The following is a 12,467-nucleotide window of genomic DNA, read 5'->3' on the forward strand; positions in this document are numbered from 1 at the left end:
GCTCCTGGGGTCGCGGGGTGGTCTCGCTACGGACTGACCGGCCGGCCCGGAAAAACTCATCGCCGTGGATCGTCGGCTCACAGCCTGGACGCGAGCAGCTGCGCGAGGTGTACCCCTCGCCGGTCGGTGAGGTCGGCGATCTGGGTGCGGCAGGAGTAGCCGTCGGCGAGCACGACGTCGTCCGTGCCCGCGGCGGCGATCGCGGGCAGCAGCTGGTGCCCGGCGACGGCGACGGAGACGTCGTAGTGCCCGGGCACTACGCCGAAGTTGCCGGCGAGACCGCAGCATCCGCCGAGCCGGGTGACCGTCGCGCCGGCCCGGCGCAGCAGCGCGGCGTCGGCGCCCCACCCCATCACGGCGTGGTGGTGGCAGTGCGGCTGGGCCACCACCGTCGTCCCGGACAGCGACGGCGGCTCCCAGTCGCCGAGCAGCTCGGCCAGCGTCACCGTCGACTCGGCGACGACGCGCGCCGGCTCGAACCCGAGCAGCTCGACGGCGTCGGAGCGCAGGACCGCGGTGCACGACGGTTCGAGCCCCACGATCGGCATGCCGGCCGGGAACAGGGCGGAGAGGGTGCGGCCCAAGATCTTCCGGGCGGCATCCAGCTGACCGGTGGTGATCCACGTCAGGCCGCAGCACTGTTGCCGGTCGGTCACGCACACCCGTCGGCCTGCGGCCTCGAGCACCCGCACCGCGGCGATCGCCACCTCCGGGGTGAAGTACTCGGTGAAGGTGTCGACGAACAGCAGGACGGGCTCGCCGTCCGTGCGACGCTCGGCGGCCGTGTCTGCGAACCAGCGGCGGAACGTGCGCGGCGCGAACTCGGGCACGCGGCGGCGCCGGTCCACTCCGGCGAGGGTCAGCCCGGCGGCCGCCACCCCCGGCACCTTGCCCAGCGCGTTCACCGCGCGCGGCGCCCGGCTCGCCAGCGCCGCCCAGCGCGGCAGCCGCCCGAGGGTGTAGTGCGTGACGGGACGCACGCGGCCCTGGTAACTCTGGTGCAGCACTTCGGATTTGAAGGTGGCCATGTCCACACCGGTCGGGCAGTCGGAGGCGCAGCCCTTGCACGCCAGGCACAGTTCGAGCGCCTCGTGCACCTCCGGTGAGCGCCAGGATCCGGTGACGAGGGTGCCGTTGAGCATCTCCTGCAGGACCCGGGCCCGGCCGCGGGTGGAATCCTTCTCCTCCCGCGTCGCCAGGTACGACGGGCACATCACCCCACCGAGGCCGGCGGTGTCGGCGCGGCACTTGCCGACGCCGGTGCAGCGGTGCACGGCCTGCGTGAAGTCGCCGCCGTCGCCGGTATACCGGAACGCCAGGCCGTCCTGGACCCGTTGCGCGGCCGGGACTCTGAGGTCCCGATCCGAGGGGACGGGATCGACGAGCACGCCGGGATTGAGCAGGCCCTCGGGGTCGAACACCGCCTTGACCGCCCCGAACAGCCGCAGCGCGGTCGGCGAGTACATCAGGGGCAGCAGTTCGCTGCGCGCCCGGCCGTCGCCGTGCTCGCCGGACATCGAGCCCCCGAACGAAGCCACGAGTTCACCTGCCGCGAAGAGGAATTCGCGGAATATCCCGGGGATCTCGAGCGGCACGTCGAGGCGGATGTGGATGCAGCCGTCGGCGAAGTGCCCGTACGGATAGCCGGTGACGCCGTAGCGGGTCAGCAGCGACTCGAACTCGCGCAGGTACTCCCCCACCCGCTCCGGCGGGACGGCGGCATCCTCCCAGCCGGAGTGGGCGGGCAACCCGGCGGGGCTGCGCCCGGACAGCCCGGCGCCGTCCTCCCGGATCCGCCACAGTTGCGCGGCCTTCCCCGGATCGGTCACGATCAGCGAATCCACCGCCGAGACGGCGTGTTCGAGAGACGACGCCCGGGCGAGCACCTCGCCGGCGTCGTCGCCGGACAGTTCGACGAACAGCCACGCCGCCCCGCGCGGCAGCGGCGGCACCGCCGCCGGGCCGCGCCGCGCACGCACCACGTCCACGATCCGCGAGTCGAGTCCCTCGCACGCGGTCGGGGTGAAGCCGAGCAGCGCGTGGGCGGCGTCGCCGGCCGTCGCGATGTCGGGGTAGCCGAGGGCCACCAGGACGCGCACCGCGGGATCGGCGACGAGCCGCACCGTCGCCTCGGTGACGACGCCGAGCGTGCCCTCGCTGCCGACGAGGAAGCGCAGGACGTCGAACCCGTTCTCCGGCAACAGGTGTTCGAGGGCGTAGCCGGACGCCTGCCGGCCGAACCGGCCGAACTCGGTGCGGATGGTGGCGAGGTGGTCGAGCACGAGGCGGCGCAGCGATTCCAGGACGGGGGCGTCGTCGGGCAGCGACAGGTGCCGGCCCGCGCCGGTGAGCACCTCGAGGCCGAGGACGTTGTCGGAGGTGCGACCGTAGCCGAGGGTGCGGGCACCGCAGGCGTTGTTGCCGATCATCCCGCCGACGGTGCAGCGGTTGTGGGTGGACGGGTCGGGCCCGAAGCGCAGTCCGTACGGGGCGGCCGCGCGCTGCAGTTCGGACTGGACGACGCCGGGCTGCACCGTCGCGGCGCGGGCCTCGGGGTCGATCTGCAGGACACGGCCGAGATGACGGCTGAAGTCGAGCACGACGCCGGGGCCGACGGCGTTGCCGGCGACGGACGTTCCGCCGCCGCGCGAGGTGAACGGAACGCCGTGCCGGCGGCACACCTCGAGCACGGTGGCGACCTCGTCGATCTCACGGGGCCGCACCACCGCCTGCGGGGGCACCCGGTAGAGGGAGGCGTCGGACGAGTACAGGGCCCGGGTGGTGGTGTCGTCGAGCACGTCGGAGATGCCCGCGCCACGCAGGGCCTCGCCGATCGCCGTCGCCCTGGCCATAGGCCGATGCTAGTGCCTACCGGGGTCGCTTCGTCGCGGGTCGGACCGGCGCACCCGCGGATCGATACGTCCTCAGCGCTGGGTGAGGACGACCGGTCCGTCCTCGGTGATCGCGACGGTGTGCTCGCAGTGCGCGGCCCGGCTGCCGTCGGCGGTGCGCAGCGTCCACCCGTCCGGGTCGTGCCGGTAGGCGTCGCCGCCCCCGGCGTGCAGCATCGGCTCGATGGCCAGCACCAGCCCGGGCCGCAGCCGCATCCCGCGACCGGCCCGGCCCTCGTTGGGCACGTGCGGGTCCTCGTGCATGCGGCGGCCGATGCCGTGGCCACCGTGGTCGGCGAGCATGCCGTAGCCGCGGGAGCGGACGTAGCCGCCGATCGCCGCGCCGATGTCGCCGAGGCGGTTGCCCGGCACGGCCGCGGCGATGCCGCGCGCGAGGGCCTCCTCCGTCGCGGCGATCAGGGCGAGGGCCTCGCGGTCGGCGGCGCCGACGGTGAAGCTCACGGCGGCGTCCCCGCACCAGCCGTCGAGCACGGCCCCGCAGTCGATGCTCACCAGATCGCCGTCACGCAACCGGTAGCCGCCGGGAATGCCGTGGACGACGCCGTCGTCGACGCTCGCGCACACGACTCCGGGGAACGGCGACGGAGCCCACTCGGGGTGGTAGCCGAGGAACGGGGAGGTCGCGCCGGCGTCGCGGACGACCGCCGCGGCGACGTCGTCGAGTTCCTTCAGGGACACCCCGATCGCCGCGTGGGCCCGCACGGCCGCGAGCGCGTCCGCGACCACGGCGCCGGCGGCCCGCATCGCCTCGATCTCGCCGGGCGTCTTCAGTTCGACCATGTCGCCTCCCAATAGAAATACCGGTATTACTATACGGGCATGGTGCGCGAACCGCTGACCCCCGTCCAACTCGAACGCGGCCGGCGGCTCGGCGAACGTCTGCGCGCGGCGCGCGGCACCGCCAGCATGGCAACGGTCGCCGGCGACGCCGGCATCTCCGTCGAGACACTCCGGAAGATCGAGACCGGCCGCATCGCCACGCCCGCCTTCTTCACCGTCACCGCGCTCGCCCGAGTCCTCGGGCTCTCCCTCGACGACCTGGCCGGCGACGCGGCGGGCGACCCCGTCGAGCACGGGGCCGCCTCCTGACCGGAGGTGCTCACCCCCGGCACCACCCTCCCTCGCCTAGCATCGATCCTTGTGCCCGTCGATGTCCTTTCGCCCGAAACGCCCGCTTACGCCGATACGAAGGCCCGCGTGCGCACGGCCAGGATCGTCGCGACGGTCACCGGACTGCTCGGCATGGTGCTCGCCCTGGCCGTGCCGTTCCTGCCGGTCCGGCAGGAGGCCGCCACCGTCAGCTGGCCGCAGGGCACCGACCTGACCAACCTCGAGGCGCCCCTCGTCTCCTACACCCCCCTCGAACTGCGGGCGAGTGTGCCGTGCTCGGCCTTCCCCCTGCTCGGCGACGACGGCGGCACCCTGGTCTCCACCGTGCCGCCGGGCGCCCCCGACGCCACCGAGAACGCCCTCGTGATCCGGACCGTCGCCGGCACCGACGGCGGCTCCGCCACCGTGGAGGTGGTGCTGCGCAACTCGGTGGTCGTGTCGGCACCGATCGACGACGAGCACCGGTGCACAGCCGTCACCGTCGCCACCAACGCCGACCGCACCGCCGCCGAGATCGTCGGCCTCGAGCAACACGACGACGGGCACCACGTCGCCATGCTCGACGGCGATCACCGGCCGCAGATGGTCGGGGTCTACTCCGATCTGCAGGGCTCGGTGGAGGCCCTCAACTCCGGCCCGAACGCCGAGCGGCTGTCCGTCCGCGCCGCCCTCGACTCGCGGTTCACCTCCACCCCGACGCTGGTCAAACTCGTCGCGATGGTCGCCTGCCTCCTTGCGACCCTGCTGTCACTCGTGGCGCTGCACCGGCTCGACGGCGTCGACAACCGCCGCGCCCGCCGGGTCCTGCCCGCCCACTGGTGGCGGTTCACCGCGGTGGACGCGGTCGTCGTCGGCACGCTGCTGCTGTGGCACGTCATCGGCGCCAACACCTCCGACGACGGCTACATCCTCACCATGGCCCGAGCCTCCGACGGCGCCGGCTACATGGCCAACTACTACCGATGGTTCGGCGTCCCCGAGGCCCCGTTCGGCTGGTACTACGACGTGCTCGTCCTGCTCGCGAAGGTCTCCACCGCCAGCGTGTGGATGCGGCTGCCCGCCCTGCTCGCCGCCGTCGCCTGCTGGATGGTCATCAGCCGCGAGGTCATCCCCCGGCTCGGAGTCGCCGTCCGCCGTAACCGCATCGCGCTGTGGACGGCGGGCCTGGTATTCCTCGCCTTCTGGCTGCCCTACGACAACGGCCTGCGGCCCGAGCCCATCATCGCGCTCGGCGCCCTGCTCACCTGGTGCTCGATCGAACGCGCCGTCGCCACCGGCCGCATGCTGCCCGCCGCGATCGCCGTGCTGCTCGCCGCCTTCTCCCTCGCCGCGGGTCCCACCGGGCTCATCGCGGTCGCCGCGCTCGTCGCCGGAGCCCGGCCCGTCGTCGTCCGGCTGGCCGGTCGCCGCCGGCTCGTCGGGATCCTCCCGCCCGTGGCTGCCATCCTCGCCGCGGGCACCGTCGTCCTCGTCGTCGTCTTCGCCGACCAGACCCTCGCCTCGGTGCTCGAGGCGACCCGGGTGCGTTCCGCCGTCGGACCCAACGTGCCCTGGTTCGACGAACGGCTGCGCTGGGACGCGCTGCTGACCGTCTCCCCCGACGGCTCCCTCAGCCGCCGCTTCGGCGTGTTCGTCATGCTGCTGTGCCTGGTGGTGTGCGTGATGCTGATCCTGCGCAAGGGCCGCATCCCCGGCACCGCCCTCGGTCCGTCGCGCCGCATCCTCGGCATCGTCTTCGCGTCGCTGCTGCTGATGATGCTCACCCCGACCAAGTGGACCCACCATTTCGGCGTGTACGCCGGACTGGCCGGGTCCGTCGCCGCGCTCGCCGCGGTCGGCGTCGGCGCCGTCGGCATCCGCTCCGCGCGCAACCGCGCCCTCTTCACCGCCGGGGTGCTGTTCGTGCTGGCGCTGGCGTTCACCGGCTCCAACGGCTGGTGGTACGTCTCCAGCTACGGGATCCCGTGGTGGGACAAGCCGCCGTCCATCTCCGGACGCGCCTTCTCCACCGCCCTGCTCGCGCTGGCCCTCGTCGCGCTGGCCATCGCCGCGTGGTTCCACCTGCGCGAACCGTTCGCCACCCCGAAACCCGACCGCAACGGCCGGGTCAGGGCGATCGCCTCGGCGCCGCTGACCGTCGTCGCCGCGGGCGTCGTCCTGTTCGAGGTGCTCTCGCTCGTCAAGGGCGCGGTCGCGCAGTACCCGGCGTACTCGATCGCCCGGTCGAACGCGGCCGCCCTCACCGGCAGCAGCTGCGGCCTCGCCGACGACGTCCTCGTCGAGACCGACCCCAGCGCCACCGCGCTGGCCCCCCTAGACGGCGACGTCGCCGAGGCGCTCGGCGCCGGCGCCGCCGACGGCTTCACCCCGAACGGCGTCGCTCTCGACCTCACCGCCGACGAGGAGATCTCCACCACGGGCGGCGCCAACACCGTCGACACCGACGGGGGCGGCACCACCACCTCCACGGGCGCCGGCACCGGCGGCGGCCGCGGCGCCGCCGGCATCAACGACAGCACCGTCGCGCTGCCGTTCGGCCTGGACCCCGCCCGCACCCCCGTGCTCGGCAGCTACCGCACCGGGGCGCAGCAGGAAGCCGACCTCGAGTCCGGCTGGTACGCGCTGCCCGAACGCACCGACGCCACGCCGCTGCTGGTCGTCACCGCCGCCGGCCGCGTGCACTACGTCGACCCCGACGGCGTCCTCACCCCGGGCGCGGACGTGCTGCTCGAGTTCGGGCGAACCGGCGGCGATTCGAACGTCGAACCGCTGGCGCGCGTCGCGCCCGTCGACATCGGGCCGTCCCCGTCGTGGCGCAACCTGCGGGTGCCGAGCGACCGGATCCCCGCCGACGCCGACGCGGTCCGGCTGGTGGTGACGGACGGCAACCTGGCACCCGACCAGTGGGTGGCCGTCACCCCGCCGCGGATGCCGCGCCTCGAGACGTTGAACACCCTCGTCGGCTCCACGGCCCCGGTCCTGCTCGACTGGTCGGTGGGCCTGGCGTTCCCCTGCCAGCGTCCGTTCGATCACCGCTACGGCGTCGCCGAGGTCCCCGAGTACCGGATCCTGCCCGACCGGGTCGGCGCCGACTCCACCAACGGCTGGCAGGACGACATCGGCGGCGGCCCGCTCGGCTGGATACCGCTGCTGCTCACCGCCGAGACGATCCCCACCTATCTGAACCACGACTGGGACCGCGACTGGGGCTCGCTGGAGCGGTACACGCCCATCGACCCGGGCGCGACGACCGCCGAGATTGCCACCGAGAACGTCGTCCGCTGGGGCTGGTGGTCGCCCGGACCGATCCGCGACGGAGTGCCCGTAATGCGTGAATAGGGTCCTACGCGGTGGTAGGGACGGTGCGTCCACTCAGCTGCGCCCGATACCATCGACAATCGTGCCCGACGACGTGACCACAGTTCCCGCCCCCTCCGCAGCCGTTCCCCGGCCGCCGGTTGCCCGGGATCTGCGGGCGCAGTACCGCACCGCCCGGCTCGTCGCCGCGGTGGCGGGTCTGCTCGGTGTGCTCCTCGCCGTCGCGACCCCGTTCCTGCCCGTCAAGGTCACCGAGGCCACCGTCACGTGGCCGCAGAACGGCTCGACCGGGCCGGTCGAGGTGCCACTCATGTCGCAGGTGCCGCGGCAGCTGAGTGCGACGGTGCCGTGCACCGCCGTCGCCGGCATGCCCCCGGGCGGCGGCCTGCTCCTCGCGACCGCACCGGCCAGCGGTGAGGGCGCCGCGCTCAACGCGATGTTCGTGCGAGTGGGCGCCGAGAACGTCGACGTCCTCGACCGCAACGTCGTCGTGGCCACCGCCCCGCGCAGCGACGTCGAGTCCGCCGCGTGCACCGAGATCAGCATCTTCTCCGACGTCGACCGCACCACCGCGGAGTTCGTCGGCCTCAGCGACGAGAACGGCAACCCGCGCGCCGGTGAGCTGACCGGCGACCTGCGTCCCCTCGTCGTCGGCGTGTTCAGCGACCTCGACACCCCGGTTCCCGGCATGTCGGTGACCGTCGACGTCGACTCCCGGTTCTCGTCGTCGCCGACGCTGGTCAAGCTCCTCGCGATGATCCTGGCGACGCTGTCGACCGCGCTGGCGGTCGCCGCGCTCGCCAAGCTCGACGGCACCGACGGCCGCGGGCACCGCCGCTTCCTGCCGTCGCACTGGTGGAAGTTCACCGGCGTCGACGCCGTCGTCGTCGGCACCCTCGCCGGCTGGCACTTCTTCGGTGCGAACACCTCCGACGACGGCTACCTGCTGACCATGGCCCGGGTCTCCGAGCACTCCGGCTACATGGCCAACTACTTCCGCTGGTTCGGCGTCCCCGAGGCCCCGTTCGGCTGGTACTACGACGTCCTCGCCGCGTTCGCCGAGGTCTCCACCGCCAGCGTCTGGATGCGGCTGCCCGCCCTGCTCGCCGGCATCACCTGCTGGATGGTCATCAGCCGCGAGGTGGTGCCCCGCCTCGGCCGCGCCGTCCGGCACAACACCGTCGCCCTGTGGACCGGCGGCCTGGTGTTCCTGGCCTTCTGGCTGCCCTACAACAACGGCCTGCGCCCCGAGCCGATCGTCGCGCTCGGCGCGCTGCTGACCTGGTGCTCGATCGAACGGGCGATCGCCACCGGCCGCCTGTTGCCGGCCGCGACGGCGGTCATGATCGGCGCGTTCACCCTCGCCGCCGCCCCGACCGGCCTGATGTGTGTGGCCGCGCTGCTCGCCGGCATCCGGCCCATGACCCGCATCGTCGTCCGCCGCCACCGCGAGGTCGGGACACTGCCGCTGCTCGCACCGATCGCCGCCGCGGGCACCCTCGTGCTCGTCGTCGTGTTCTCCGACCAGACCCTCGCCGCGGTGCTCGAGGCCACCCGCGTGCGCACCATCATCGGCCCGAACGAGGAGTGGTGGAACGACTTCCTCCGCTACTACTACCTGTTCGTGCAGACCGTCGACGGCTCGCTCGCGCGCCGGTTCGCGTTCCTCGTCATGCTGCTGTGCCTGTTCACGTCGCTGCTGGTGCTGCTGCGCCGCCGCCGCATCCCCGGCGTCGCGACGGGCCCGTCGTGGCGGCTGATCGGCATCGTCTTCGGCACGATCTTCTTCATGATGTTCAACCCCACGAAGTGGACCCACCACTTCGGGGCGTACGCGGGCATCGCGGGTTCTCTCGCCGCGCTCACCGCGGTCATCGTCTCCGCGAGCGCGCTGCGGTCGCGGCGCAACCGCACCATCTTCCTCGCCGGGCTGCTGTTCGTGCTGGCCGTGTCGTTCGCGGGTATCAACGGCTGGTGGTACGTGTCGAGCTACGGCATCCCGTGGTTCGACAAGACCGTCTCGCTGAGCGGCAACCAGTCCAGCTCGCTGTTCCTGCTCCTCTTCGGGCTCGCTCTCGGGCTCGTCGCGTGGCAGTACCTGCGTGAGGGCTACGCGCCGCCGCAGCCCAAGCCCACGACCCGCAAGGGCCGCCGGATCCGCAAGTTCGCGGCGGCGCCCCTGACCGTCGTCGCCGGAGCGATGGTGCTCTTCGAGGTGCTGTCGCTGCTCAAGGGCGCGGTGTCGCAGTACCCGGCGTACTCGCTCGCCCGGTCCAACGTCGGCGCGCTCGCCGGCCAGACGTGCGGCCTGGCGAACGACGTACTCGTCGAATCGGACCCGAACTCCGGGCGGCTCGCGCCCATCGTCGACCCGGACAACCCGCCGCTGAACGGCGACGCCCTCGCCGGCGCCGCCCCCGAGGGCTTCAGCCCCAACGGCATCCCGTCGGACCTCACCGCCGACTACGTGGAGGTCAAGCCCGGCCAGGGCAACACCGACAACCAGAGCGTCGGGCCGACGTTCGAGACCGGCGCCGGCGGCGGCACCACGGGCGGCACCGGCGCCCGCACCGTCAACGGCTCCGAGGCCAAGCTGCCCTTCGGCCTCGACCCGGCCGTCACCCCGGTGCTCGGCAGCTACCAGGAGGGTGTGCAGGAACCGGCGCTGCTCACGTCGAGCTGGTACGGGCTGCCCGAGCGCAGCGACGACGCGCCGCTCGTCGTCATCTCGGCGGCCGGCCGCATTTGGTCCGTCGACGACACCGGCGCCACCACCTACGGCCAGTCGCTGCTCGTCGAGTACGGCAGGCGCCTGCCCGACGGCACCGTGGAGCCGCAGGGCACCTACCTGCCGCGCGACATCGGGCCCGCACCGTCGTGGCGGAACCTGCGGATCCCGCTGTCCGAGCTCCCCGCCGACACCGACGCCGTCCGCATCGTCGCCAACGATCCCAACCTCACCGGCGACCAGTGGCTGGCGTTCACCCCGCCCCGCGTGCCGAAGCTCGACACGCTCAACACCGTGATCGGCTCGGAGCAGCCGGTGCTGCTCGACTGGGCGGTCGGACTGCAGTTCCCGTGCCAGCGCCCGTTCGACCACCGCTACGGCATCGCCGAGATGCCGGACTACCGCATCCTGCCGGACCGTCCGCTGGCCGTATCCTCCACCGACACTTGGCAATCCGCGGACAACGGCGGCCCTCTCGGCTTCACCGAAGCCCTCGCCCGCCCCGAGCAGATCCCCACGTACCTCGAGAACGACTGGGCCCGCGACTGGGGCTCGCTCGAGCGGTACGTGCGGTTCTACCCGAACGCCGTGCCGGCCGAGCCGCAGACCGAGGCGATCACGCGCTCCGGCCTGTGGAATCCGGGCACGCTGCGCGTATACGAGTAGGTCCGTCGGCGAGCCCCGTCCGCGTGCCGCGCGTGCCTTCCGGCCGAATGTCACATATGTTCGCTTCGATCGACCGAACGTGACATCCGGCCGGCGGGCACGGCCGGCAACGAAAGGACCTGAATGTCGAGGAAGTTCGCCGCCCGGACCACCGCCGTGGCCGCATCCGCTGTGGTCCTGGCGCTGCTGAACGCGCCGGCCGCATCGGCGCAGACCGTTCACGCAGCGACGTTGGGACCGGTCGTCGGATCGACCGGCGTGGGAACCGGATCCGCCGCTCCCACCGAGGCGCTCGTCCACGACTACGTGAATGTCTACACCAACGTCAACACGCCCGGCGTCACGCACTTCGGTGGGAGCGTCAAGTGCTTCTGCCTCGTCACGTGGGTGAACGAGGACACGGGCACGACGGGCGTGAACGAACTACCGGACTTCCCCGAGATCGGCGAGGAGCAGGTCCTCAGCGGTCGAGCCGAGACCGGCCCCGGACGGGTGCGGGCGACGGTGACCGTCCCGGACGGCACGACCTGGGTCTCGGCGTCGGGCAGCTGGGTCGTTCCCTGACCCACTCCCGCACGCAATACCCCCGCATGCGCCTTCACGTCTCCCGGCCGAATGTCACATACCGTCACTTACATTGAACTCATGTGACATTCGGCCACCACAAGGTTATCCACAGGCCGACAAGACGGTCTTTCGTAGGACACGATCCCCCTGCAGGCTGTAGCCATGAAACGGGGGACATGGGGAGACGATCCCGAAGAGCTGTTCGCACTGAGCACCAACGGCGTCATCCGGACGGCAACGCTGTTGAGGCACGGCGTCGCCGGCGGCACGATCGCCGGCCGATGCCGTAAGGGTGGTCCGTGGCAGCGCGTCCTGCCGGGCGTGGTGGCGCTGCACAACGGGCCGCTGTCCGTGTTGCAGCGCAACACGGCCGCGCTGCTGTACGGCGGCGATTCGGCGCTGATCTCAGGTCATGCCGCGCTCGGGATACACGGCTACACCAACTCGGCGACGAAAAGTGAGGTGCTGCTACTCATTCCGCATACCCAGCATCGACGCAACTTCTCGTTCGTCGCCGTCGAGCGGAGCTGGCGGATACCCGAACCCATCATCAAAGGCACGCTGAGAATTGCTCCGGTGGACCGCTGTCTGCTCGATGCGGCACGCAGAATGTCGCAGCTCGATCCGTGCCGTGCCCTGCTGGCGTCGGGGATTCAGCGCGGAGACGTGACCGTCGACGACCTGGCACACGAACTGCGCGCCGGCAGCTGCCGCGGTAGCGCCGTGCCGCGCACCGTAGTTCGAGAGCTCTCGCACGACGCGCATTCCGTGGCCGAGATCGCAGCACAGAAGCTGTACGCGACGAGCGGGTTGCCACCCATGGCCCACAACGTCGACGTCGAGACCGACGACGGTACGTGGATCGCTCGCCCCGACGGGTGGCTCGATTCGGTCGCAGTGGCATGGGAGATCGATTCGCTGAAATACCACTTCTCACCGAAGGCGCACGAGGCGACGCTCGTCCGACGGGCCGCGATGCAGCGCAACGGCATCATCGTGGTGTCGCACCTACCGAGGCAGATCCGCGACGACCCGGCCACGGTGCTCGCGGACCTGGAGGCCGCCTACCACCAGGGCACACAGCGCCCACGTCCCCCGGTGCGGTCACGCGCGGACTGACCCCGGACACCGCTGTGGGCCGAATGTCACATGCATTCATTTCCATT

7 protein-coding genes are annotated in these 12,467 nt (G+C 72.0%); 5 read left to right on the top strand and 2 right to left on the bottom strand.

The window, feature by feature from the left end:
* Nucleotides 1–77: 77 nt before the first annotated feature.
* Both JYA75_RS02715 and map read right to left on the bottom strand, forming a co-directional pair.
* Nucleotides 78–2,852 (bottom strand): FAD-binding and (Fe-S)-binding domain-containing protein, encoded by a 2,775-nt coding sequence (locus JYA75_RS02715; protein WP_050034385.1) that lies wholly within the window; start codon nucleotides 2,850–2,852, stop codon nucleotides 78–80.
* 72 nt (nucleotides 2,853–2,924) lie between these two features.
* On the bottom strand, nucleotides 2,925–3,692 hold the full coding sequence (map, locus tag JYA75_RS02720) for a type I methionyl aminopeptidase (RefSeq protein ID WP_006933310.1): 768 nt from the start codon (nucleotides 3,690–3,692) through the stop codon (nucleotides 2,925–2,927).
* Nucleotides 3,693–3,731: 39 nt separating this feature from the next.
* Here map and JYA75_RS02725 point away from each other — a divergent pair, with 39 nt between their 5' ends.
* The 5 genes from JYA75_RS02725 to JYA75_RS02745 all read left to right on the top strand — a co-directional run bounded on the left by JYA75_RS02725 (nucleotide 3,732) and on the right by JYA75_RS02745 (nucleotide 12,420).
* Complete coding sequence (locus JYA75_RS02725; protein WP_006933309.1) at nucleotides 3,732–4,001, top strand: helix-turn-helix transcriptional regulator; 270 nt, start codon at nucleotides 3,732–3,734, stop codon at nucleotides 3,999–4,001.
* Between the two features lie 108 nt (nucleotides 4,002–4,109).
* A complete protein-coding gene (locus JYA75_RS02730) occupies nucleotides 4,110–7,361 on the top strand; it encodes an arabinosyltransferase domain-containing protein (protein ID WP_185713456.1) in 3,252 nt (1,083 codons plus the stop codon).
* A 61-nt stretch (nucleotides 7,362–7,422) separates the two neighbouring features.
* Nucleotides 7,423–10,734 carry an arabinosyltransferase domain-containing protein gene (locus tag JYA75_RS02735; protein ID WP_050034384.1) on the top strand — a complete coding sequence of 1,104 codons (3,312 nt, stop codon included), beginning with the start codon at nucleotides 7,423–7,425 and terminating at the stop codon, nucleotides 10,732–10,734.
* Between the two features lie 123 nt (nucleotides 10,735–10,857).
* Nucleotides 10,858–11,298: a hypothetical protein gene (locus tag JYA75_RS02740; protein ID WP_006933304.1), complete on the top strand. Its 441-nt coding sequence runs from the start codon at nucleotides 10,858–10,860 to the stop codon at nucleotides 11,296–11,298.
* 165 nt (nucleotides 11,299–11,463) lie between these two features.
* Entirely contained in the window at nucleotides 11,464–12,420 is a 957-nt protein-coding gene (locus JYA75_RS02745) for a hypothetical protein (RefSeq protein ID WP_185713455.1), read from the top strand.
* The last annotated feature ends 47 nt before the right edge of the window (nucleotides 12,421–12,467 follow it).

This window comes from Rhodococcus sp. PSBB066, from assembly GCF_017068255.1.
Lineage (GTDB): Bacteria > Actinomycetota > Actinomycetes > Mycobacteriales > Mycobacteriaceae > Rhodococcus > Rhodococcus aetherivorans.

What these genes read in the sequence shown, in the direction of transcription:
- JYA75_RS02715 (WP_050034385.1), bottom strand. Translation starts at nt 2,852, where the DNA reads ATGGCCAGGGCGACGGCGATCGGCGAGGCCCTGCGTGGCGCGGGCATC.
- map (WP_006933310.1), bottom strand. Translation starts at nt 3,692, where the DNA reads ATGGTCGAACTGAAGACGCCCGGCGAGATCGAGGCGATGCGGGCCGCC.
- JYA75_RS02725 (WP_006933309.1), top strand. Translation starts at nt 3,732, where the DNA reads ATGGTGCGCGAACCGCTGACCCCCGTCCAACTCGAACGCGGCCGGCGG.
- JYA75_RS02740 (WP_006933304.1), top strand. Translation starts at nt 10,858, where the DNA reads ATGTCGAGGAAGTTCGCCGCCCGGACCACCGCCGTGGCCGCATCCGCT.
- JYA75_RS02745 (WP_185713455.1), top strand. Translation starts at nt 11,464, where the DNA reads ATGAAACGGGGGACATGGGGAGACGATCCCGAAGAGCTGTTCGCACTG.